At 45.1% G+C, this 24227-nt stretch carries 25 protein-coding genes; 14 read left to right on the top strand and 11 right to left on the bottom strand.

Annotation, left to right across the window (positions count from 1 at the left end; genetic code table 11):
- The first annotated feature begins 282 nt into the window (after positions 1-282).
- From P6M73_RS11290 to P6M73_RS11275, 4 genes are all read left to right on the top strand, one after another.
- Positions 283-597 carry a DUF3658 domain-containing protein gene (locus tag P6M73_RS11290; RefSeq protein WP_277853152.1) on the top strand — a complete coding sequence of 105 codons (315 nt, stop codon included), beginning with the start codon at positions 283-285 and terminating at the stop codon, positions 595-597.
- A 376-nt stretch (positions 598-973) separates the two neighbouring features.
- Complete coding sequence (locus tag P6M73_RS11285; protein ID WP_277853151.1) at positions 974-1774, top strand: SDR family NAD(P)-dependent oxidoreductase; 801 nt, start codon at positions 974-976, stop codon at positions 1772-1774.
- 599 nt (positions 1775-2373) lie between these two features.
- Entirely contained in the window at positions 2374-3198 is an 825-nt protein-coding gene (locus P6M73_RS11280) for a recombinase family protein (RefSeq protein WP_277853150.1), read from the top strand.
- A gap of 141 nt (positions 3199-3339) precedes the next feature.
- Entirely contained in the window at positions 3340-5130 is a 1791-nt protein-coding gene (locus tag P6M73_RS11275) for an IS1634 family transposase (protein WP_277853149.1), read from the top strand.
- Positions 5131-5192: 62 nt separating this feature from the next.
- On the opposite strand, the gene P6M73_RS11270 is transcribed toward P6M73_RS11275, so the two are convergent.
- The 3 genes from P6M73_RS11270 to P6M73_RS11260 are packed head-to-tail and all read right to left on the bottom strand — an operon-like array spanning position 5193 to position 7881.
- Positions 5193-5993 (bottom strand): ExeA family protein, encoded by an 801-nt coding sequence (locus P6M73_RS11270; RefSeq protein WP_277853148.1) that lies wholly within the window; start codon positions 5991-5993, stop codon positions 5193-5195.
- Positions 5986-7341 carry a DDE-type integrase/transposase/recombinase gene (locus P6M73_RS11265; RefSeq protein ID WP_277853147.1) on the bottom strand — a complete coding sequence of 452 codons (1356 nt, stop codon included), beginning with the start codon at positions 7339-7341 and terminating at the stop codon, positions 5986-5988. The genes P6M73_RS11270 and P6M73_RS11265 overlap by 8 nt, the downstream gene beginning before the upstream one ends.
- Before the next feature lie 60 nt (positions 7342-7401).
- The gene (locus P6M73_RS11260) at positions 7402-7881 is read right to left on the bottom strand and encodes a DUF6431 domain-containing protein (protein ID WP_277853146.1); all 480 of its coding nucleotides are present in this window, start codon (positions 7879-7881) and stop codon (positions 7402-7404) included.
- 225 nt (positions 7882-8106) lie between these two features.
- On the opposite strand from P6M73_RS11260, the gene P6M73_RS16860 reads away from it, so the two are divergent.
- From P6M73_RS16860 to P6M73_RS11235, 6 genes are all read left to right on the top strand, one after another.
- The gene (locus P6M73_RS16860; protein ID WP_347276281.1) at positions 8107-8295 is read left to right on the top strand and encodes a recombinase family protein; all 189 of its coding nucleotides are present in this window, start codon (positions 8107-8109) and stop codon (positions 8293-8295) included.
- Positions 8296-8297: 2 nt separating this feature from the next.
- Positions 8298-9098 (top strand): endonuclease/exonuclease/phosphatase family protein, encoded by an 801-nt coding sequence (locus P6M73_RS11255; protein ID WP_277853145.1) that lies wholly within the window; start codon positions 8298-8300, stop codon positions 9096-9098.
- A gap of 510 nt (positions 9099-9608) precedes the next feature.
- Positions 9609-10634 (top strand): alpha/beta hydrolase, encoded by a 1026-nt coding sequence (locus tag P6M73_RS11250; protein WP_277853144.1) that lies wholly within the window; start codon positions 9609-9611, stop codon positions 10632-10634.
- 116 nt (positions 10635-10750) lie between these two features.
- A complete protein-coding gene (locus P6M73_RS11245; RefSeq protein ID WP_277853143.1) occupies positions 10751-11140 on the top strand; it encodes a GNAT family N-acetyltransferase in 390 nt (129 codons plus the stop codon).
- 175 nt (positions 11141-11315) lie between these two features.
- Positions 11316-11516: a helix-turn-helix transcriptional regulator gene (locus P6M73_RS11240; RefSeq protein ID WP_277853142.1), complete on the top strand. Its 201-nt coding sequence runs from the start codon at positions 11316-11318 to the stop codon at positions 11514-11516.
- Complete coding sequence (locus tag P6M73_RS11235) at positions 11513-12004, top strand: DUF6773 family protein (RefSeq protein WP_277853141.1); 492 nt, start codon at positions 11513-11515, stop codon at positions 12002-12004. Before P6M73_RS11240 ends, P6M73_RS11235 begins: the two co-directional genes overlap by 4 nt.
- Before the next feature lie 131 nt (positions 12005-12135).
- Here P6M73_RS11235 and P6M73_RS11230 read toward each other — a convergent pair whose 3' ends face one another.
- From P6M73_RS11230 to P6M73_RS11195, 8 genes are all read right to left on the bottom strand, one after another.
- On the bottom strand, positions 12136-13704 hold the full coding sequence (locus P6M73_RS11230) for a recombinase family protein (RefSeq protein ID WP_277853140.1): 1569 nt from the start codon (positions 13702-13704) through the stop codon (positions 12136-12138).
- Complete coding sequence (locus P6M73_RS11225) at positions 13691-14122, bottom strand: serine integrase family protein (RefSeq protein ID WP_277853139.1); 432 nt, start codon at positions 14120-14122, stop codon at positions 13691-13693. The genes P6M73_RS11230 and P6M73_RS11225 overlap by 14 nt, the downstream gene beginning before the upstream one ends.
- Positions 14123-15685: a recombinase family protein gene (locus P6M73_RS11220; RefSeq protein WP_277853138.1), complete on the bottom strand. Its 1563-nt coding sequence runs from the start codon at positions 15683-15685 to the stop codon at positions 14123-14125. It abuts the gene before it with no gap.
- A gap of 60 nt (positions 15686-15745) precedes the next feature.
- Positions 15746-15973 (bottom strand): SHOCT domain-containing protein, encoded by a 228-nt coding sequence (locus P6M73_RS11215; protein WP_489666447.1) that lies wholly within the window; start codon positions 15971-15973, stop codon positions 15746-15748.
- A 90-nt stretch (positions 15974-16063) separates the two neighbouring features.
- Positions 16064-16795 carry an N-acetylmuramoyl-L-alanine amidase gene (locus tag P6M73_RS11210; RefSeq protein ID WP_277853137.1) on the bottom strand — a complete coding sequence of 244 codons (732 nt, stop codon included), beginning with the start codon at positions 16793-16795 and terminating at the stop codon, positions 16064-16066.
- Positions 16792-17202 carry a phage holin family protein gene (locus P6M73_RS11205; RefSeq protein ID WP_277853136.1) on the bottom strand — a complete coding sequence of 137 codons (411 nt, stop codon included), beginning with the start codon at positions 17200-17202 and terminating at the stop codon, positions 16792-16794. The genes P6M73_RS11210 and P6M73_RS11205 overlap by 4 nt, the downstream gene beginning before the upstream one ends.
- An 81-nt stretch (positions 17203-17283) precedes the next feature.
- Entirely contained in the window at positions 17284-19755 is a 2472-nt protein-coding gene (locus tag P6M73_RS11200; RefSeq protein WP_277853135.1) for a glycosyl hydrolase family 18 protein, read from the bottom strand.
- Positions 19752-20327: a hypothetical protein gene (locus tag P6M73_RS11195; protein ID WP_277853134.1), complete on the bottom strand. Its 576-nt coding sequence runs from the start codon at positions 20325-20327 to the stop codon at positions 19752-19754. Before P6M73_RS11195 ends, P6M73_RS11200 begins: the two co-directional genes overlap by 4 nt.
- Positions 20328-20659: 332 nt before the next feature.
- Here P6M73_RS11195 and istA point away from each other — a divergent pair, with 332 nt between their 5' ends.
- The 4 genes from istA to erm all read left to right on the top strand — a co-directional run bounded on the left by istA (position 20660) and on the right by erm (position 24125).
- Entirely contained in the window at positions 20660-22156 is a 1497-nt protein-coding gene (gene istA / locus P6M73_RS11190) for an IS21 family transposase (RefSeq protein WP_277853133.1), read from the top strand.
- Positions 22149-22895 carry an IS21-like element helper ATPase IstB gene (gene istB, locus P6M73_RS11185; RefSeq protein ID WP_277853132.1) on the top strand — a complete coding sequence of 249 codons (747 nt, stop codon included), beginning with the start codon at positions 22149-22151 and terminating at the stop codon, positions 22893-22895. The genes istA and istB overlap by 8 nt, the downstream gene beginning before the upstream one ends.
- Positions 22892-23068, top strand: coding sequence for a hypothetical protein (locus P6M73_RS11180; protein WP_277853131.1), 177 nt, complete (start codon positions 22892-22894; stop codon positions 23066-23068). Before istB ends, P6M73_RS11180 begins: the two co-directional genes overlap by 4 nt.
- A 265-nt stretch (positions 23069-23333) precedes the next feature.
- Positions 23334-24125: a 23S ribosomal RNA methyltransferase Erm gene (erm, locus tag P6M73_RS11175; protein ID WP_277853130.1), complete on the top strand. Its 792-nt coding sequence runs from the start codon at positions 23334-23336 to the stop codon at positions 24123-24125.
- The last annotated feature ends 102 nt before the right edge of the window (positions 24126-24227 follow it).

The following is a 24227-nucleotide window of genomic DNA, read 5'->3' as shown; positions in this document are numbered from 1 at the left end:
GATTACTTTTGGATAGGTTGTGGAGATAGGATTGATATTTAGGGATAGTGTGATAAGATGGATATAGGCTAATTAACATAGGATAAAAGTATTAAAAGGTAATTAGCCTATGTGAATTTACTAAAGATAAACTTTAAGTTGTAGTGAACATCATGAAGATTCATAATTTGATATGAAAATTATTTATATACTTTTTAGCATAGCTGTTTGCATTTGTAGACTGCTTTTTCGAAATATTTTTCTAAATATGCAACCAAATTGAAACAGATATTGTTATAAGGGGTGAAAGGAGGTTTTTCTATAATTGTTAGTGATTACTGGCATGATTTAATGGAAGAGAATGCTCCCTTAAGAGCAATTATAAATGGAAAGATAACTTCTGTACCAGAAGATTTTTATGATTTTATTATCATAAGGAATCTTCCAGAGAATGACTTTATTATGGCACGATTTATTGGTAAACTCTTAGGGGAATATAGTCTGGGAATTAGTGATAGTTGGTATGCTGCGACAACAGGCATGTTGATGATGAGGTGTTTTATAAGGCTTTTGTTGAAGTGTACAATGCAGTGGTTGAAAATAGAGAACCTTTCATGACAAGATAGAATGAACAGAATGAAAGTGATGATGATTTATTAAAAAGAGCGACAGCTAAGGGGTTTATAGGAATATTTAAATATGCAGAAGTCATTAAAGAGTTTAATGTGGATTTATTCTTCAAATTTGTTGAAATAATAACGGTTTGTGATGGTGAGAAGCTGATAGTTAGTTTGCTTGATGGGATAGAGATTGAAGTTAAAACGGAATAGTATTAATAATTATAATGCCGAAATAGTAAATGTTATAGCATAAGCTATATTTCCCTTAAGTGATTTTTTTATTCGAAATATATAGTTTGATTGACTTTATGTGCAATAAGTTGTAAAATATGTCTGTAAATTAAATCAAAATTCTTGTGCGAGGAGCGATAAAAATGGGATTTTTAACAGGCAAAACAACAATCATTACTGGAGCAGGCAGAGCGTTACTGAGTGACGGAAGCTGCGGCTCCATCGGCTATGGAATTGCAACTGCATATGCTAAGGAAGGTTCAAATCTGGTAATTACCGGACGTAATGTTCAGAAGCTAAACGATGCAAAGGATGAACTTGAAAAGTTATATGGCATTAAGGTTCTTCCTATAAGTGCTGACATTAATTCAGGCGATGATAATGAGGCGGTAGTTAATGACGTGGTTAAACAGACAATTGATACATTTGGCAGTATCGATGTTCTAATTAACTGTGCTCAGGCATCAGCATCCGGTGTTACGCTTGCTGAACATACAACCGAACAGTTTGATCTTGCGCTTTATTCTGGGCTATATGCTACATTCTATTACATGAAAGCTTGTTATCCTTACCTTAAGGAAACTAAGGGAAGCGTAATAAATTTTGCTTCCGGAGCCGGTTTGTTTGGCAACTATGGTCAGTGCGCATATGCGGCTGCAAAGGAAGGTATCCGCGGACTAACACGTGTTGCTGCTACAGAATGGGGAAGAGATGGAATAAACGTAAACATTATTTGTCCGTTAGCATGGACAGCACAGCTGGAAAACTTCCAAAAGGCATATCCTGACGCTTTTAAAGCGAATGTTAAGATGCCTCCTATGGGTCATTACGGTGATGTTGAAAAGGAAATAGGACGTGCTTGTGTTCAACTCGCTTCTCCTGATTTCAAATATATGTCCGGAGAAACTATAACTTTAGAAGGCGGCATGGGACTTAGACCATAATTTTCAATCTGCCAATACCTTTTGCTAAAGGTCAACAGTAAAGATAATAGTATATTTTTCTGTCGTTTGGTCATCTTTGACTGGCCGGCGGCTTTGATAGTGATTCGACTGTCCTAGTTTACAAAAGAAAATATGAAGTTAAGGTCATTATCGGCAGCAGTCGGTAATGGCCTTATTTAGTATACCATCGACCTCCAAGCCACGGGCAATTATTTTACCCCTGGTAAAATCTATTATAATTTCGCCAATTGGTATCATTTATCAGCCAAAACGCATGTGGAGACGGTAGTATTGATGTCAAAGGTTGAAAAATAACCGTGAAAAAAGCCTTGATGGTATAAGGTTTATAAGATTTATTGACTTTTAAGTTAGTTTTCTAAAGTGCCTATATAACTTACAACCCTGTATTATCAAGGATTTTGGGAATATATCGAGAAAAGATGAATTTTATAGGTTGAGTAGTTTACTTAGATGATTTTAGCAGGACGAGTATGTAGAATAGATGAATAATTCTTATATAATAGACTACTTAACATATGAGAAAATCACCTAAATGATGAGTAGTCGCGGTAAAGTTAGTTAAGAAGAAGGTGATAGAATTGACTTACAATCCAAGAGTACAATTTATACCAGCACGACCTCCAAAAAGAGAAATACGTGTTGCTATTTATAGTCGTGTAAGTTCAAATAGTATGGACCAATTAAATAGTCTAACAGCGCAAATATCAGCACTAACAAGGATGATAGCTTCTGTACCTAAGTGGCTACTTGTTGATATCTATATAGATATTGCCAGTAGTAAGACAGGCTCCTCAAGAAAAGAATTTAATCGTATGCTAGAAGATTGCAAATCTAATAATCTTGAAATTATTATAACTAAAAATATAAGCAGGTTTGGACGAGATACAGTTGAAGTTCTAGAAGCACTACATCAATTAAGGCTACTTGGTGTCAGGGTTATATTTGAACAAGAAAGCCTGGATACAGTTGATACCGATAGCGATCTGATGATTTCAATAATTGAGTCTATAGCCCAAGCAGAAAATGAATCTAGAAGTGATAATATAAAATGGGGTATTAAGCAAAAAGCTGCCCAAGGGACCTCGAAGCTTTATAACAGAAAATGTTATGGCTACAAAAATGATGCAGATGGTGAGTTGATTATTGATGAGGAAGAAGCAAAAAATGTTAAATTGATATTTGACCTTTACTTACAGGGAAATAGCATTGTAGGGATAATGAAGGAATTAGAAAATCGAGGAATCAAAACCCCGACAGGAAAAGATACTTGGAGCAAAAGAACAATTGATGTAATGCTAAGTAACGAGAAATATATAGGTGTGGTAATGTTACTGCTATTGTTCCTTGTCCAGAAGTTGATGGTATTTCTTGTCCGGGAATTGCTGGAAAGAATGGCAAGTTGATCTGAGTTTTGCAAACAATTATACTAATAACGATCTTCATACTCGTGAAACGCTTGTAATATCTGAGAAAATCAGCTCTTTCCCTCTTGTTATCCCCTCCTGTTATTAGTATAATTATACTAATAACAGGAGGGGATAACAATGGCTCGTCCCACTGATTCTAACAGCCCTTACCGGGTCTCGATCCATCACAATAATGGATACCACTATGCCAGTACACAGCCGGCCAGAGTGAACCCAAAGACCGGAAAACGAGAATACCGCCACGTTTATTGGGGGACGGTAACAGATGATCTTAAGTTCATTCCGGGGAAGAACTATCTTCTGGAGTCAATCGAGGAACGAGGCAAGCTCGTCTTCCCGGAAGGCTGGGATCTAAGTGAAATTGACAAACTGTCAGGACGGCGGAAGACGGGAAGGCCGGTTATTGAAAGTCAGGATGAGAACCGGCTTTACGGCGACATCTGGCTTTTAGAGAAGATTGCGGAGCAGACCGGCCTGAGATTCGACCTCATGAGCACATTTGACGGAGATAAGGAAAAAGTAGATACCCTCATGACACTGGCCCTCTATCTACTTTGTGGACGAGAGACCTATAACCAACTGGCTTCCTGGCAGCGCATAGCAAAAACACCACGGGCAAAGCCACTCTCTTCTCCGTATATTACAAGGTTTACCCAGTCCATTACAGAGCAGGATCGCATGGCGTTCTTGCGTCTGCGGGCACGCCGACTCCACGACAATGAGGTTTGTGCTGTCGATTCCACAAGCTGTTCCAGCTACGGACACTCGCTGGCAGATATCCATTACGGGCGGAACAAAGAACATCTGCCCCTTCCACAAACCCTGGAAGTAGTAGTCTACACCTTGGATGGCCACATGCCAGTCTATTATCGCAGCTTTGCCGGAAACACCCCTGACTCCCGAAGCCTGGCCGTGATCCTGAAGGATTTGAAACAGGCCGGCATGAAACGAATCATCCTGATCACTGACCGGGGGTATGAATCGATCCGCAATCTGGAACTATACATCGACCAGCAGCAACGCATGATCATGGGAACCAAAACCGGCCAGAAACATGTTCGTCAGTTGATCGATGAATTCGGAAACTTCGGCCACCACCCGGAGGGTATGCAAGTGGATCCGGAGGAACGGATCTACTATCTGCAGAAAGATATGGATTACCAGATCGAAGGGCAGCGTGACAACGTCAAGAAAGCAGAAAATCTGAAACTGAACCTGTACTTTGATCCCATCCGCCGAGGCAATGAACTAACGGATCTGGACATTGCTCTGGCAGCTCAGAGAGAAGCCTTGGAAGCGTCCCTTGTGAATAAAATTCCTTTGGACGATGATGAAACGCTGAAACAGGCTTTCCGGTTTTATCGTTTGAAGTACAATGCGAAAACTCGAATCCTGGAGGACTTCAGCCTGGATGAGAATAAGGTCATCCGGTGTCGGCGAGAAGCAGGTTTCTTTGCCAACACGACCCATGGTTTGGACATGGATGCGTTGAGTGCTAATCGGCATTACAGGCTGCGGGATGAACAGGAGAAGTATTTTGCCCTGATGAAAGGGGTCCTGGGAGCCGACCGCCAGCGAACATCAACGGAAACCGGAAAGATTGGTCGTTCCTTTATTCTCTTTGTTGCCCAGATCATGGGCTGTTACCTAAGCCATGTCCGCAAAACAAAGCTGGCTGAACAGTTTCACTCGGTAGCGGATGTGTTAAACGAGATGAGGCCGATTCGCTGTATCGAGCACCCCAACACGAAGGCGTACATTACCCCGTTTGTGGGGAAACAGGTCGACATATGCGAAGCTCTTGGCTTTGAGATCCCTGAGGGATGCGCCCCGGACTACGTGGTGAAAAAGACGAACAAAGGTAAGCGTGGACGTCCACGCAAAAACCCCTTGGTCGTCAAGGATTAATTTCTAGTATAAAACGCTGTAAAACTCAGAAAGTTGAGAGAAATTTCAACTTGCCATTTTGTTTAGCTCAGTTCCCCATTGATGACCAGTTTGACCATGTGGTCGTCAATGATTCGCTTTCCACTTTGGTAACCAAAAATCAGGGTGCTAGTACACACTTGGTTGACTAGCCTGGCGGATCCACCGGAATATCGATAGATTGCCTCAGTAGCCTCATCTGAGAAGAGCTCATGGTCGATCCCGGCATATTCCAGGTGGCGTTTCATGTATCCCTTCACCTGTGAGTGGTCCATCAATTGCATTTTGCACTGGATGTCGATCCGTTGCCGGATCGCCGTATAGGACTGCATCTGGAGTTTCTCCCATAGCTCGACCTGGCCCACCAGAACCAGTGCCATGGGACTGACGGCATCCATCCGGAAGTTGAGGAGAAAACGTACCTCTTCAAGCATTTCTCGATCCAGCAGATGCGCCTCATCGACAACGACCACCGGACGCTTATTGTGGAGTCCTTTCATCAACTCGATCTCTTTATGCAGCTGGCGTTTGGCATCCCCTCGATAGAATCTTGATTCGGCCCCTAACTGATCCAGCATCCCTTTGTAGAAATTTCTCGGCGTCATTTTCGAATCTGCCAGATAGATCAGGGTGTATCTGGTGTCATCCAGTTGATCGCGGAATCGGCGAATGGTTGTCGTCTTACCAGTGCCGCACTCTCCGGTGAGTACACAGAAGAGTTGCCGTTCGGCGACATAGGATAATCTGCTTAGGGACTCCTCCAGCGTATTGGAAGGGAATAGTTCCGTAGTCGGCAGATCCCGACAGAATGGAGTTTTCTTGAAGCCATAAAACGCTTCAAACATCACTGCCACCCCCTTTTCTTATGTCTTTGAAAGAGATGGCCGTAGACTGCTGTTTGTCTTTTCGCTTCTGATTCTGCTTTTGGGCACCATCGAGTAACCGGGAAGAGGTTGGCTTGACTGGAGTCAGGAACTCCGGCAGCTGAGGCTTGGGCGTCACACGCTCCCCAATGACCAGCTTTCTCACCACAAAGGGTTTGTCATCCTGATACTCAATGCTCAGTTCCTCGGTGTTACTGGGGTCATAGACCACTTCCACGCTGCGAGCCACATAGGGTAGCCCAACTTCATACTTCGCGCCGCCAAAGCTGATGCAGCCACTCTTATCGACTTTTCTGGTCTCAGCGTGCAAAAAGGCGTTGGCGACCTTCTCCGCTGGCAGATATTTCAAGGGCCTGGGATCCAGATTATACGCCTGATGCGGGGTCGTTCCATTGAGTGCGGTATGCGGTTTGTTCTGGTAGCATTCTTCCAACCAGATCCAGAACCGCTCATTCATAACCTCGAGGGATCGTTCCGAGTTATCGAATTTATACTCATCGAGAAACCGATCGATATTCTGATTGAATTTTTCTATTTTTCCGGTGCCTTCCGGAGAGTAGGGCTTTGCGAAGATCAGCCGGATGCCAAGCTTTGCGCAGGCTCTGGACATCCACTTATTTTTAAACTGGCGGCCGTTATCGAAGTATGCCTGCTCTGGAATTCCCCACTTGAGGATGGCTTTGCGGAAGCAATCCTCAACGATGCTCTGCTCCAGGTTCGAGTAGAACTGGGCATGGAGGATCATCCGGGTAGCGTCGTCCAAAAACGCCACCAGATAGACCTGCTGCGGCTTGTTTCCAGGACCGATCGGCAGGTAACAGCCATACTTGATATCCGAATGCCACAGTTTGTTGCGGGTGCGTTTTTGAAATCGGCGGGTAGCTACCCCGCCAGCGGCATAGATGGCCATATGCTTCCCGCTGTAGCCCTTCTCCTGCAATTTCTCCTGCAGGCTGCTTCGCTTGATCGAGCCAGCTTCGGTGAGGCCTTCCCATTCCATGATTCGAATGATCTCAGCCACACTTCTGGACGGGATCTCTTTGCGCAGCCGCACGGCTTCGTCCAACACCGGCGCCGGGATGGCTCTTGAATCCTGCGATCCCCTCGCCTGCGGTATCAGTCCGGAAAATCCCTTCTGCTGATAACTATTCAGATATCGCCGTAAGGTCCGCTCGGAAATCCCAGCCTCGCGGCAGATCTGCTCCTTAAGCACCCGGATCTGCCCCTTGTCCAAGTCATGGGAAAGAAGGGGCGCCAGTAGAATCGCCCGTTGCGTCGCTATTTCCTGTGCTTTTTCCTTGTCCTTCATGTCATGCCTCCATTCAATTTCGAGTGATGACATGATTTTAGAGGACTCCTCGGTGGACACCTATGCCAACTGGGTATGTGGCCATCGGTGATTGTTGACTAAAATCCGGACAACCTTTTTCAGCCAGCCCGCAGGCTCGCCTACAAAGAAGAAAATCCTATCGAGTATGGACTGAGGCAGATCGGAAAAGTCGACCCCATAGTCCTGAGTGACTGTAGCATATGTACTGAGCAGAGCACCGACTAAAGCGTGGGCTCTGGAGTTGAACCAGGCTCGGACCCGCCGAATGGTCGAATTCTCAACGGGCACCGCTTCATGTTGACCGGTGATGATCTGCTCCAGGATCGTTGTGGTCTGCCGCTTATAGGGAGTTAAGAGATCCGGAAGTTCGTGATGGATCTTCCCGCAACCGGGGTTGGTACAGCGCAGGCGACGAAGCACCAGGATCATGACATCCCCATTCTCGTCGATCACTGATCTCCTGCGGGAGCCAATGACCTTAAGCGACTGATGACAGATGGGACATATGCTTTTCTCCATACTCCGAACAAAAAACACCCTGATCGGGATTCCATTCTAAAACGTATTTTGATATACTGATCATGCTAATAACTTAGTAAGGATCCTCCCTGATGACTCGGCGCTAACCATAGAGTCAGGGAGGATCTCTTTTTGTCCTCCACAATATTATTAGGGACATTATATCCGTCTATTTACGGACAGACAAGGCTGGCTACTATAGGACGATTGGATCCGGCATAAACAGTGGTAAGGTTATTAGATAAAGGGGATCATGAGGTACACTATGTATCTGAAAATAACCATCCACCTATTATTTCTAAGGAAAAGTTTCAGGCTGTGCGGGCGGAAAAGATTAATAGAAGTAATGTTAAGAAAACTAAAGATGGAGTTCAAAGGAAGAGTAGTAAGTATAGTTCGAAGAAAGGAAGATAAGAATGAATGGAGAAAATCTAAAAATGAAAAATGAGGTGGGGGTAAAGAATACAATTAATATAAAAACATGGAATGTTGATTGGTTTAGAAATAAGAAGAGGTCGGGGCAAGAATGGGAATATAATGAAAACGATTGCGATATAAATGCTTATATTAATATTGTAAAAGATATTAAAGATTTTCTGGATAGTCGACAAAATGCAATTGTATTATTGCAAGAAGTTCCTTATAAAATAAAACAAGGTGCAATGTGGTTAGAGTGCGACTATCATAAGAAACTGCACAATGATTTTCCCACCAATGAATTTGAGATAGTTGAAAACATATCTAGGAATTATATAACGAGATGTACTATTGCAATTTTTAAAAAAGGAATATTTAGTAGTGATATAAACTATAAGCCTTGTAACAATAGAACAATTGGATTAAGCCTTGGTGATGACATAACAGTTCTGGGTGTACATATGCCTACTAACTTTAAAGAAGATGATCAAAATGATGATATGTGGCGAGAATTAATTGAGTATACTGCTGAAAAGAAAGCCAACAAGGAAAAGCTCATAATCGCAGGAGATTTTAATGGATATATTGGATGTAAAAATAAATTAACGGAAAAAAGATTTATAGAGCTAGCTAGAGTTGCAAAAGATATAGTCTCTGATGATACCCCAACTTATATTGGACAAACACCGATTGATCACATATTTATTAATTTTAACTCTGGCCTAGATTATAAAGTTGTTATTGAAAAAGATTGGGCCAATAGTGATCATAAGTATTTACAAGCAGAATTAAAATATTAATAACTTTTAAGTTTGTAAAATATATAATAGCCTAATCAAAAAGACCATTAGAGTTAATACAATAGATGTCAAAGGCATATAAACACAGGGTTTTGTATAGTTCTATCAAACTTTGGAATAGTCTAAGTACATCATGTTGAGTGCGTGACATTGATGTCACGGGTGAAAGAGTGAGTGTGCTAAAAACCCTTATGTATCAAGGCTTTTAGCATACATGGGTACAAAACCCATCGAGCGAAAAACATGAAAATATCGCTTCGTGGAAACAAGTCTATAAAGGCGCTTTTTGATAGTCAAGTGGTCAGGTTAGATGTTTTTTCGAGATTTTTTGAGGTTGTGTGTTCAGGTTGGATGTTGGTAGAGAATAGGTATATATTATAATTTTCTTCCAAATGAACGGAGATGATACTATGGATTCAACAGCGTGTGGTGCTGCATTTTTCAGGGCGGCTGAAACTTTAATGGATAGCTTAGTATCTTTTTGTGGATAGTTGAAAGGTGGTGTTACTTATGGCAATTCAGATTTTTGTAATTATTATTGGGCTGGTATTATGCTACTTGGCTGTAGTGATTTTTAGTCCATTTTTATCAATTGAAGCTGAGGTTATCAACAAGGGACATAAAGATAAAAGGACTCCAATATGCCGCCAAAACATCAATATTCCAATAGATGATACATTTATCAGCGGGTGGCTATATCTGCCGGAAGATATAGTGAAACCGGTCTCATGCGTAATTCTTAGTAACGGATTTTGCGGAACAAAAGATGCTGTTTTAGAAGATTATGCCCTTAAATTTGTAGATATTGGTGTGGCTGCTATTACTTATGATTATCGTTATTTTGGAGAAAGCGGCGGAGAACCCAGGCAGCTTATTAACGGAATCAAACAAATGGAAGATCTGAGAGCTGTAATCGATTATGCCAGAAACCAAGAAAATATTGATGAAAACAAAATTGTTTTATGGAGTACTTCAGCGGCAGGAAGATACGGAATAATTATCGCAGCAGAAGATGAGAAAATTGCAGGGGTCATATCCCAGTGTCCCAGTCTGGATCATGGCAAGGATGATAAGTTAATTTATCAAAGAGAGGGCATTGGTTATTTTCTTAAACTCTTCATGCATGCTCAGAGAGATAAAGGGCGTTCCAGGTTTGGATTATCTACTCACTTCATCCCTGCAGTTGGCAAACCCGGATCCTTTGCTATGCTTAATGCTCCTGGAGCATTGGAAGGTTACCGAAGTTTGATGTCTAATTCAGAGCATTTTATAAATGGGATTTGTGGCAGGAGTATGCTCATGCTGCAAGGACCAGATGTTGCCAAGGTGGCTGAGAATGTCAAATGCCCGGTACTGATTCTGGTATGTGAGAAAGACACCACAGTTTCACCTGATTCTTACAAGAAAGTAGCGGAAATCCTGGGAGAGAAAGCGACTGTAATCAAATATCCTGTTGGCCATTTCGATATATATAGGGGAGAGTTTTTTAGTAAGGCTATTAACGAACAATTGAGTTTTTTGAAACGAGTACTATAAAATGATGTGGCATAGATATACTTTCCTATTGTTTTCGACTTGCGTTCGGATGAAATGTTTGAGGCGGTTTTCTTGCTTGCCGATTTCAGGAAAAGCATAAAATAGGTGGTGAATATATGAAAATTAAGAAATACAGCAAAGCGGATGAAACTTTGCTTTTTGATTTACTCATCGATGAAGGGGACGACTGGATTGAGTATCACGGAGCGGCTGGTCGCAGTAAATATGTAAAAGCACTTGAATCAAGCATCACGTATATTGCTTATCATGAAAATCTCGTGTGTGGTTACGCACGCTGTCGGGAAGATAATGGTTTTGGTGTTTACGTATATGATTTGCTCGTAAGAAAAACACGTCGGGGAAGGCAAATTGGAAAAAGCCTAATGGAACGGGTATGCCAAGACTTTCCAGAACAGCCCGTCTATGTTATGAGTGATGTCGATATGTATTACGAAAAACTTGGATACCGCAGAGAGGGATCAATCTTTGAGGTTAAAGCAAAATGAAGCAAGGCACCCTACACTGAAATTCGTAGAGTGCCTTGCTCGTTTTTACTCTATTCATTTACATCCACCGTCACGCCGGACTTGAATTCAACAAAGATTCAACAAGCATAATGCAAAATATATATTGCATTATGTAATATATGATGTATACTGAGACTATAGAAGGGGGTATTCCATGAAAAACAAGAGAATGAAAATCGCCCGAATGGAAGTTGATATGAAGCAGGAAGACTTGGCAAAAGCGGTAGGGGTTACCCGACAAACAATCGGGCTGATAGAATCTGGTGAATATAACCCTACGCTAAACCTTTGTATAGCGATTTGTAAGATACTTGGCAAAACATTAAATGATTTATTTTGGGAGGAATCGAAATGAAAAAGCAAAATTCGCAAGACGAAAGAGTTGTAGCGCAGCGCCGTAAAATAAATAGTGAAGCATACGGCATTTTAATGATTGTGCTTCTCTGTTCAATTCTTGTACAGCAGTTTCTTCTGAATGCTCCGTTTAAGCAGTATGCCGTTGAGTTTATATGCTTTTTCGGAATGTCCCTTTATATGATAATACGTTACATGACCTTGGGACTGAACATATATGGCGAAGGAAAACGAGCGAAAGCCCTTCCCTTTGTGAACAGTATAGTAGTCGGAATTGTTGTAACAGCGACTAATGGTGTTTCGAACTATATACAGTACGCTGAACAATATAAGGAAGATGGTATCAGTTATTTTATCGCCGTGTTGGCAGTAACTTTTATTAGCGCGACCGTTTCGTGTTTTGTTGTAATGTATTCCCTAAGTTACCTGAATAAGAAAAAACAGGCGAAGATTCAAAAACAGTTAGACGAAAAAGAGCAGGATGAATAGCTGCATTTTTTGGTTAATAAGCATACTACGGAGTTCAGCTTTGTCTTCAAAGATGTAAAATTGTCTGGATTTTCAGTATACTGAAGGCACCCTACATTGTAATTTAGTAGAGTGCCTTGCTCGTTTTTACTCTATTCATTTATATCAACCGTCAGTCCAGACTTAAATTCCACTGTGAACTTGTCCTCGTGAATAGTGACCTTTTCAATCAGCCTTCGGACAAGTTGCTCATCATATTCGGTGAGAGCGGTGGGTTGCTTCTTTAGGAATGTACTCATATCAGTAATGCGTTTTTTAAGTTCATCATGGTTGGCATTTTCAACTTGCAGCTTTTGCTTTTGGTCACGCAGTCGGTGAATCTCATCACCGACTTTATCATAATCGGCATTGGAGGTAGCCAGCTTCAGCAGTTCCGTTTGTAGTTCTTCCAACCGCTTATCGATATCTGCCAAGCCCTTGTCGTTTTCTCGATTTATGACGGTAGCGATGTTATCCCGTAGAGAAGCGAGAAAGGAGTCCTTGTCGCAAAGCGTCTGATTAATAGCGGTGACAAGCACTTGTTCGATAGTGCTTTCCAGTACCGTGCGGGCATCGCAGAACAGACCAGTGTTCTCCAGTCTGCTGACACAGCGCCAGACGATGGATTTCTTGCTACGGTTGTTCCAATGAACCCTGCGGAACACTTCACCGCAGTTGCCGCAGATGACTATCTGTGCAAAACAGTGGTTGCTGCTGAAGGTTCTGGTTTTTCCGTTCGGGCTAGTATGGACAATGCGGCGTCGGACAAGTTCCTCCTGCACCTGCATGAATACTTCACGCGGGATAATGGCTTCATGCGACCCTTCTACGTAATACTGCGGAACGATACCGTTGTTCTTGACCCGCTTTTTTGTTAGGAAGTCAACCGTGTAAGTTTTCTGTAAAAGAGCGTCGCCGATGTACTTTTCATTTCGCAGGATCTGATTTATGTTGCTTGTATGCCAGCGTTCCCTGCCCGCACCGTTAAGGATACCATCCGCTTCCAAACCGCGAGCGATTTTTAGCATACTGGCACCCTCAAGATATTCTCGGTAAATGCGCTTGATGATTTCAGCTTCCTCGGGCACAACCACAAGACGCTTATTCTCATCCTTGCTGTAACCGAGGAATCGAGCGCAGTTGACTTGAATTTCACCTTGCTGATAACGATACTGCAGACCCAGCTTTACGTTTTGGCTCAATGACTGGCTTTCCTGTTGGGCAAGGGATGCCATAATTGTGAGCAGAACTTCGCCCTTGGAATCCATGGTGTTTATATTTTCCTTCTCGAAGTAAACGGGAATGTTTTTCTCCTTAAGCTGACGGATATATTTCAAACAGTCCAGTGTGTTTCGGGCAAATCGGCTGATGGACTTTGTAATGATCATATCGATATTACCGGCCATACACTCGTCAATCATGCGGTTAAATTCTTCGCGTTTCTTAGTATTGGTGCCGGAGATACCGTCGTCCGCAAAAATCCCCGCCAGTACCCAGTCGGGGTGACCTTGTATGTAGGTGGTATAGTGTTCAATCTGCGTGTCATAACTGGTAGCCTGCTCGTCACTGTCCGTGGAAACTCGGCAGTATGCCGCAACCCGGAGTTTGGGTTTTTCTTCGTCTGCACCTTTTCGGGTATGCTTCCTTGCAGGAATCACGGTGACGCTTTTACTTACTGCCATTCTTGTTCACCTCCGTTTCGATTAAACTGTAGGCGTGTTCCGCCTGTGCAAAGGGGTCGTCGAATTCTTCTCTTCCTTCTATTACATGAAAAGCAGTAGGATAGACGACCGTTGTTTCTTCTTTTGGTTCATAAATACGACCGAGTTTCTCAGCCCGCCTGATACGCTCCGCTTCGGCGGATGTAAACGTGTTCGGGTCGATTATGGCGGGGTAATAGTCGTCGCCAAGATAACGCGCATTACGAAGCATTCTGCCGATGCCCGCGTGGAAGGCTGTGATACCCGCCTTCTTTGCAGCAGTTGCCAGTGAATCACCGGACAAATAGGAATCAAATAAGGTTTTTATCTGCTTGGCAGCTTCTATATCAATTACGGCTTTTCCGTTTTCAATGCGGTAGCCAAATGGTGTGTGACTCACTTATCTCACCAGCCTTTCTTTGAGTGTAATGCCGCATTTAAACTCGAATCCAATCTCCGACCTGGAATACACAACAACCCGCTCTACAAAGCGTTTGAAAATGTTCCCGTCAAAGCCCTTCAGCATTGATGCCTTGGTAGCATATTGCAATAGGGCACTGACCTCACTTAAGTTTTGGAAATCGTTATTTAAGAATCGGGTTATGGATTCTTTTTGACGGCGTAGACGTTCTGCCTCTTGCAGCAGCTCATTGTTGCTTTTATTGTAAACGGCAGGCTCAAGATATTTTTTGGTCATCAGCCCAACCAGTACATTTCGCTGTTCCACATTTTCTTCGAGTTTCTTGTCAAGCGCATGAATGCTTTCCAGAGTCTCATCTGAATTCATCCCACGCAGACTAATGAGCAACGGCTTGAGTACAAATTCGTGCCCAAATATGAGCTTGTTCATCATGGTGACAAATGCGTATTCAAAATCGGACTCCGGCACATATTTCATAGAGCATTTTTTGATATCTACGATATGAATGGAGCAGCACCAAGCAATTCGATGTTTTCCGCTTGAATGGATTCTGCGCTTAAACGTCCCGCCGCACTGACCACAGATGATTTTTCCTGAAAAGGGGTATCGGTTCTGATATTTTTTATGTTGCCTTTCTAAGCCTTTTTCCTTGCCACGCTGTTCGATAATATCCTGAGCAGCTTCATAATCTTCATGACTGATAATTGCCTCATGATGGTTTTTGATCAGATACCGATCCTTCTCACCCCTGTTGTTATGGCGATTGAAATGGACATCGGTATAGGTTTTTTGAAAAATTGCATCTCCTGTATATTTTTCGTTCCCCACCATTCCGCGGATTGTTGTTGCTGTCCAGCGGCCACCTTTTTTGGTGGGTACTTTTCGGTTGTTCAACTCGTCGGCGATTTTATGAGTGCTTTTACCGGATAGAATTGAAGCGAAAATATAGCGAACAATTTCTGCTTGTTGCTCGTTAATGACCATCTCACCATCTATGTTATCGTAGCCATAGGGTGGATAGGATATCTTGTACGTGCCATTTTGAAAGCGACGCTGAATTGACCACTTGTTGTTTTCAGCAATGGTGACCGATTCACTTTCGGCCAGTCCACTTAGGATTGACAGCATGAGTTCACTTTCCATTGACCCCGTGTTGATGTTCTCCTTCTCGAAATAAATAAAAATGCCGAGGTCAAGCAGTTTTCGAACCAGTTCAAGGCAGTCGGTAGTGTTTCGAGCAAATCTGCTGATAGACTTCGTTACAATGAGGTCTATTTTTCTGTCTTCACAGTCGGTAATCATTCGAAGCAACTCAGGTCGTTTTTCTTTTTTCGTGCCGGTGATGCCTTCGTCATAATAAAGACCTGCAAACGCCCATTCAGGGTTTGCATTGATGTAGGTTTTGTAGTGTTTTATTTGCGTATCCAGACTGACGAGTTGCTCATCACTGTCGGTAGACACACGGCAATAAGCTGCAACTCTGAGCTTGGACTGTTCAGCTAAATCGACTGTATTTTGAGCTATTTTTGTTACCTTTTTCAATTTCTCACCTCCTTGGTCAGTGTCACATGTTACCGTCAAAACCAAGTTATATCAACGGTTTTAGAGCATAATCTCAGCTAATAAGGGTGAGAAAGTTTTGCGGTTTAGCTCGGTTATCTTGTTGAACTCTGACAAGGAAATAAGTCCACAATTCATCATTGCGGTTAGTATCTGTTGTGCCCTGACATAATCGACTTCACGCTGCATTAGTTCCTGCGGTACAGGCCTTTTTTCCGATACAGCATTAATATCGCTTGTGCTGATACCTTGGTTTTGTAAGTTGTTCACTCAGCTTTCCTCCATTCGGAGGGGAAATAAAAAGCACCCCTCTACCGTCTACAGACAGAAGAGGGGCACTTGCGTACCAGCATATGCTGGTTATTCGGTTTTGATGAAAGCATCCGTAAATCCCGCCGCCTTTACCCTTTTGAGCATGGCATCAGCATTCGATTTGACGGCGTAAGCACCGACTTGTACACGGTATAGCTTTTTCGGTTCAGTTAGGGTGGGAGGCTTTGAAGGTTCTGTTGCCTTGAGCAACCTTTGAACTTCGGCGCGAAATGTATCCATTGACTTGCCGTGCTTCGGAAACCAGTGTACTGGATCGGCATGGTTACTGGCGATGCCGCGTTTATGCCCCTCGTAATGACCGATAATAACGCCATCTGCCATCGGGTCGAGATTATACTCCTTGCAGAGATAGGCACACAGTTCGGTGGCTTCCTTGTAGACTGCGTTGAAATAGGCTTTGTCGGTTAGGCCATCCTCGCAGATTTCAAAACTTGTGTGGCTGTCATTTACCGATCCTTTTGAGCCGGAAGCCCCATGCCAACCGCGATGATTCCACGGCAGTGTCTGATAGGTAGCGATACTCCCATCAGCCAGTTTTCCGATGAAGCCATGTACGCAGACCTGTCGACCGTCCGGTTTGTCTTGATTCCAGTGGTTGTTATATTGATTCTTGCCAAGCAATCCATCGTCCGGACCCACATAACGACGCAGATTCGGATTGTTCGCGCCGGTGGAGTGAACCATAATGCCTTTGACAGTAATAGTCCTGCCAGCCTTGTAGCAGGCGTTGTTTGTGAATATCAATTTTCGTAGATTCATTTCTGTTCATCCTTTCCATGAAGCTGTGCCAGCACATCTTTTAACTTTGCAGGCACGGGTAACCCAATAGCCGTGGCATTCTCAACGAGAGAAATTCCCTCGTTAGCAATGTAGAAGAAGATAATCGCCGTCCGAAGTGGTGCTCCCGTGCCGCCGAGCAGATAGGTGTCGATGAGATGACCAATGCCGACCACAAGGAATAGCGCTACCTTCTTGGCGATACCCTGCGCTCCGATTCTGCTGGACAGTTTCTTCTCCACAATTGCCCGAAGCACGCCCGTGATGTAGTCGACGACCACGAAGGCGATGAGCGCATAAAGGAAGCCGTCCAATCCGCCCAAAAACCAGCCAAGCGTACCTCCGATGGCTGCAAATGCAACCTGAATCCAGTTCCAAATCTCTTTCATTTTCGTTTTACCTCCTGTTTTTTCGCATAAAAAACGCCTACTGAATATGCAGGCGCGAATGCCAATATGAATGATTACTCCTTAACTCTGTTTCGGGAGTGCCTCCCAAAGCCGCAAGTCTTCCTGACCGAGTGACCATAGGGCAAAACCACGCAACCGCCATCGGTATGCCGCTTCATTTGCCCAGTAGACAATCGAGTCCACGTCTTGGTAGTAGACAATTCCAAAACCATCCCCATCACCGAGGAATACCCTCGAACACCAGACGTTGATGTCGTGTGGCGTAAATTTTGCCGTGTAGTCAGCGTTGCATGGAATGTATAGCATTGCTGAATGTACGAAGTCATAGTCCATAGAGATATCCTCGCTTCGGGTAGCGGATTCCTCCACATCTGAGGTAAGCGTGAATACCTCGAATTCACTGTCCCATGTCACGCTACTCCGGGCGATCCTTCCGTAGTTTTCGGTAGTACCGTTTGGCATCGTCACATCAAAGGCTTCATACGGCTCGTAAGTCCATGCATCGCCCAAACGAAGCAGTTCACACTTGATTTCATTGTCCGACTGAATGCCGCAATAACCGCTTGTCAGTGATACTGTGGCAGTGAAGCGGAGGGTGTTACTGTTACCGGAATAGACCCTCACACGGTTGCCGCGTTTCCTCATTTCAATGAGATACATATTGGGGTTTGTGCGGATGTCGGTGGCAGGTGTTTTAGCGTAAGCTGCACCATAACTGCCGAGCAAAATAGAGTCTTGATAGAGTTCCACTCGCTCAGTGTCGATGTTGATACAACAGAAGATGTCGCCGATAAATACCCCGGCGCGCCCGCTTCCGTTATGAGGGAAAGCAAGCCGTGCTCGAAGGTGAACGTCGGAGAAACCGTCATATCTCCAGGCAAGTTGGCCACTACCTTCCAACTGTGAATAAACCCTGCCGGATGCATATTCATCGCTTCGCCAGACTGCCCAACTGCCTGAAAGTGTAGTCCAGTAAGTGCTTTGCAGCGTGATTGGGTCTTGGAAGTCCTCATACCACACCAGAGCCGAATCGGGTTTTCGCCGCAGAATCTCGGTGGTCAGTTTGAAGCCTTTGTCCGGCACAGCCATATTCCCGTTCACGTCCTTGAAGCTACGAGGAGAGAGTTCAAAGGTAGCCGAACCTGCCGAGGGCTGTTCAGAAAACGATGAGCAAAGACGAAAGCCATATAACTGCGCGCCCACCACACCGCCATCAACGGTGATGGTATGTTCTCCTGCCGACAAGCTGCGTCCTTTAGCAAGAATCGCCCAGAAGGTGCTTCTCCAATACGGCCACCATAGACGGTTTTCGTAAAAGCCGACCGAGGAACCGTCAAGGGAGATGTTGATACCGTTCTTGTCCCAATACGGATAGCAGATACGGACTGCGACATCATAAATTCCCGATTGCGGAACGGTAAAATCGTAGGTTGCTGTACCCATTTCAGATGAGAGCGTAATCATTCCGTTGCCGATCACCACGCCCTCTGTGTAACTATCCGGCTCGCCGTCACGGTCAATATAGATTGTGCCAAACTCTGCCTTTTGTGTTTTGCCGTAGCAAGTTAAGTATCGACGGCGGTTGTATGTTTCCCCGATTATTGGAGCTTCTCGGCTGGTTGCATCGCCACCCTCAGCATAATCGTAGACTTGAGGGAGTATATACGGCACTTGGTCGTAATCGTCCCAGTAGGCAAGCCACGGTATCATCGGCTGCGGAGGAGCATTACCTGTAAAGTTATAGCCGCCCTCTGCCCATATTTTAGCGGCATAGTAGGTAAGTGACACACCACGATATGTCTGGCCGAGGTCGTCAGGGTTTGCATATATCTGCCACTCCCAACCGTAACCCGGCAAACCCATATAGATCTTTTGCGGATTCATTACTCTGGCGGCATAATCATAAACACCGACAAGCCAGTCCCGTGGAGAGACAGGACCCGGTGCGCTGCCTGCCCAGGCCATACCGTATGACATAATTGCTGCCGTGTCACAGTAAGCATCGAGATCGGCATAGACACACCAATTCTCGCCGCCGACTGAGCCTTGGACGCCCGTCATACCGGGCAAACAGATATTGACCAGCTTGGCAGGATTGTACGCTTTAACGGTTTGGTAAATGTCGCTGAAGAGAATATTTGCCGCTTCCTTGTTCTCATATCCACCGCCGCGTTCCAAGTCGATATCCACACCGGCACACCACGGATATTTCTGCATGATACGCACCAATTCGGAGAGAAACTTCGTCTTTGCGCCACTTTCGTTATTTCGTAGAGCAGTGAATATAGAAGCTGTGCCGTGATTCATCACGGTAAGAAACCAACGCACTTTGGGCCATTTATTGATGTATGGCATCATGCTGGATATCGGTGTACCTGTTTCGGTTATCGTTCCTGATATGTCCACCTCAAAGGTGAAAATGCCGACGGCTTCATAGCGGTCACCGTAATTGTTCAAGGCCTGGTGCATTCGGGTGTTTCCCATGAACGACCATATCATGCACTTCTTGCCCTTAAGATAATCCTTACTCATAAGCGCGGATCTCCTTCCATCATTTCTACATATTCGAGGTAGACCCTCGCTGATTTTCCGTTTTCCAGCTTCACGTGGTGCTTGCTGTCGTAAGCGGCGGTATATTGGTAAAATCCATCCTTTAGCGTGGGATTGCCATTTCGCAGACATTCCCTTACCACAGCTTTTAAGGCAAATTCATCACCCGCATTTACCGCCGATGTAAATTTGCACTTATGCGAACCCATACCTTGTGAAATTTCAATGCTTCCCGCCGCCATTGGCTGTTTAGGATAGATATATAAGTCAAGACCCGCCGAGGTTTCCCCGGTGTTGAAGAGAACGAGGGTCGCGCCGCCACGCACCACGGCATTTTGGTAGCGAGGAGCATTCCCGCTACCTTGAAGCATGGTCGAAGTGTGCGGTGTATAGCCTGTCAGTTTGTCGCCCTCCTGAAGCTGAAGGTCGGTGAAGTAAATCTCGCCCGTGCAATCGGCGATGAGGGGACGGAGGGTTACGCTTACAATTCGCTTTTCCTCTTTGAGTTTTAGTACTTCCGCAAAGCGGATGAAGTTGTTGATTATCTTTGCCACCTCCTCCGAAAACGGTGCATAGCTCAAATGCGAGTGTGTACAAATGCTGAATTTGACAACATAGCCTATTTATTTTATAATGAAAACCAATCTATATTTGGAGGCTTGAATACACCTATGAGTGGAATCTTTCGGACTCGTCAATAAGGTGCACTAAACAAACGGAAGCGTAAAAAACTCTTCCTTTTGTTTTCGGTAAAATAGGAATGCAGAAAAAGGTCTCCAAAAGTGCATAGCGGATGATGGCAAAAATAGGAGCCATTGTCAGCACCTCAAATAAAAGTTACCCTTAGTTTGTGAAAGACTAAGGAGGTAACAGGAAGGTGTTGAAAATGGCTCAGAAAGAGTATATCAAGCATCTCTACGAAGTGGAAGATAAAAGTGTGCTTGAAATTGCAAATGCCACAGGCTTTAATTACCGCACAGTCCGGAAGTATGCGTATCAGGAGGACTGGAGCAACGACGACCTGCCGAATATCGAGCCAACAAGCTATCCGGTTTTGGAGTCTTACATTCCTACGATTGATGCGTGGCTGGAGGCTGACCGCAAGATTCCACGGAAGCAGCGCCATACCGTGAAGCGGATCTACGACAGGCTGCGGGACGAATGTGGTTTTCCCGGCAGCTACTCCAGCGTGAAGAAATATGTCCGCAAGAAAAAGTTTGTGATGAAAGCGGCCACCGAAGGATATTTACCGCTTGCACACCCTGACGGCTGCGGACAGGTGGACTTTGGCGAGTTTATCTATTACGACGCCAATCAGGAGGAACACAACGCCTATGCCCTCACAATCTCATTTCCCAATTCCAACAAGGGCTACACGCAGGCGTTCCCCTCGCAGAACCAGGAGTGCCTGCTGACGGGGATGCAGCGCATCTTTGAGCATATTGGTGGCGTTCCTCCCCGGCTGCGGTTTGACAATATGACGACCGCTGTGGCCCAGGTCTTAGAAGGTACAGAGCGTGTTCTGGCAGACGGTTTTATGCGCTTCAAGCTGCATTACCGCTTTCAGGCGGATTTCTGCAATCCTCGCTCTGGAAACGAGAAAGGCAATGTTGAGAACAAGGTTGGATACAGCCGGAGAAATGCTTTTGTGCCGGTGCCGACCATTACCTCTTTTGAGGACTTCAACGAAAGCCTTTGGGATTGGTGCGAGAAGGACGCCGAGCGCACCCACTACAAGTACAAGGTCTCCATACAGGAGTTGTGGCTTGAGGAGCAGGACAGCCTTCTGGCACTACCGGAGTACCCGTTTCCGGTGTTCCGCTACGAGAGCATGGCGGTGAACAAATACGGCTTCGCTGTGATTGACACCAACAAGTACGGCCTCGCTCCTTCTCTGTACGGAGAAACCGTGCAGGCAAAGATTTTCTATGACCATGTGGAGTTCTTCCATGACCACCAGCCCATTGGGAAGTACCGGCGTTGCTATGGCTCCAACGAAGAAATCTATGATTGGACTCAGTATGTGGCTACCCTGTGCAAGAAGCCGGGAGCCATTGAGCATACTCGGTTTTTCCACCAGATGCCGCAGCCGTGGCAGCAGCACTTGGAGCAGAGCCGCGGCAAAGACCGAAAGAATGCGTTGCAGCTTCTGAGTGAGATTGTTCGTGATGGCAACGCTGCCCTCTGCGACGATGTTTTGGAGCTTGCTGGAATGAATGGCCGCACCGATGCCGACAGTATGCGGCAATGCTATTACATGATTGCCAAAAAAGAATACCGGCCTGAACCGATGAAGATGATTTCCAATGCCCCTGCGCTGAACTACAACCCCAACCTCTCGGCCTACGATGGTTTGACGGCGGGAGGTGAGGCTCATGGATGAACAGATTGAGCAGATGATGCGGACTCTGAAACTCGGTGGTTTGGCAAAAGAATGGCGCTCCGTGGAGTACATGAACCCCGAACAGTATGTGACCGACCTTCTGATGGTGGAGATGCGAGAGCGAGAAGCCAACCGCATTAACCGCATGGTGAAGACAGCCGGATTCCAAGTGCTGAAAACGCTGGATGACTTTGAGTGGAAATCTGATCTTGAGCTTCCTGTTGGTCTGACGCGGGAGTACATGGAAGATTTACAGTTCCTTGCGCCAAAAGAAAACCTCGTTTTTATGGGTGCTGTTGGCACCGGCAAGACACATTTGGCAACTGCCCTCGCCTTGAAAGCCTGCCAAGAGGGACGGCGGGTACGGTTCTTTACCGCCGCAGCCCTCGCTAACATCCTGCTGGAAAAGAACAGCCGTGGTACGCTGAACAATTTCTTGGGGACGCTGAAAAAGGTGGAGCTGATTGTGCTTGACGAGATTGGCTTCGTACCGTTGCACAAGGACGCTGCCGAGCTGCTGTTTCAAGTGGTCTCGGATTGCTACGAGCGCAAAAGTCTGATTATTACATCCAATCTGGAGTTCTCTCAGTGGAACACGGTCTTTGGGGACAACCGCTTGACCGCAGCACTGATTGACCGGCTCATCCACCATTCTCATATTTGCATTTTCTCTGGTGAGAGCTACCGGCTTACGCAGTCCATGCTCCGCCAGAAATCCAAGAAAGGAGCTACCCGATGAATACTGCTTTGACCGCCGAAGAAAAGTGCCGCCTCCGCAAATGGATTGCTGACGGAAATGACCCTGCCGACAATCCGTGGCTCATGTCTGGAGAGGATGGCAGGCCGTTGAATTTCATTACCGCATGGCGTGATATGCTCAGCTTGGAAGCAGAGCACATGGTGGGCCTCTGAAAAGGTCCCCAAAAGGCGCTCCAAAAATGCAGAATTGGGTCTCCAAAAAGGTCCCCAAAAACGCAGAACCGGGCCTCGTAAAAGGCTCGCCAAAAGTACAGCGTTGGGCCCCCAAAAGGGCTCGGCAACCAACCATGCTGGTGCTGACCAGACTATGTACTTCTCGGGGCCCTTTTTATGCACTTTCTACTTGACGAACACACTCTTCCTTTAGTTTTGTGCACTTTTTTTCGACCCGAATAGAATCGAAAGAGGTATATTTTTTATGTCCAAAAATAGAAACCAAGGGCAAAATCCGCCCATTTGTGTATCCCAAAATTACCTGACCAGCTACAAAACAATAAAAAAATTGCTTCATAAAACCAGTATCACCGCAGGTGATCATGTGATTGAAATAGGCCCCGGTAAAGGCCATATTACTGGTTTACTCCTTGAAAACTGCCAGAAAGTAAGCGCTATTGAAGTTGACAAAAAGCTTTATGGAAGGCTTCTTGAAAAATTCAGTGATGCCGAAAACCTCGACCTTTATCATCAGGACTTCCTGCAATGGCGGCTTCCTGCTTCTGTGGACTATAAGGTTTTTGCAAACATTCCTTTTTTCCATACCACCAGCATATTGCGCAAGCTGACGGAAAGCAAAAACCCACCAACAGAAGCATGGTTAACGATGGAAAAGGGTGCGGCCAAGCGTTTCATGGGAACCTCGCGTGAAAGCCTGCGGTCACTCATGATAAAGCCAGTATTCGATCTTGAAATCGTCTACCATTTTCGCCGGGAGGATTTTCATCCGAAGCCCGGCGTAGACGTAGTATTGCTCCATCTGAATAAAAAGGCACAACCAGATGTATCGCCAGTCCAATGGCTTGCTTACGAGCGCTTTGTCTCAGCCGGCCTACGAAGCAATGGTGCCGAATTACGACGCATGTTTACAAAAAAGCAGTTGTCCAGAGCATTTCGAGAAGCTGGCATACATGGTTACGCCTCTGGGGAAATGCTTTATGTGCAATGGCTCTGCCTTTTCCGATGCTACTACAAGCATGTACTTCGCAAAGACTGAATCACCCATCCAGTGTCCACCTAATTTCACAGACATGGCCGACCCAGCCTGTGGCGACGATACCTGCTTGCAACATTAGATCAGTGAAGAACACCTCTCCAG

The organism is Anaerococcoides asporogena (assembly GCF_029590275.1).
Classification (GTDB): domain Bacteria; phylum Bacillota; class Clostridia; order Clostridiales; family Clostridiaceae; genus JG1575.
This window is presented reverse-complemented; position numbering and strand designations above follow the sequence as displayed.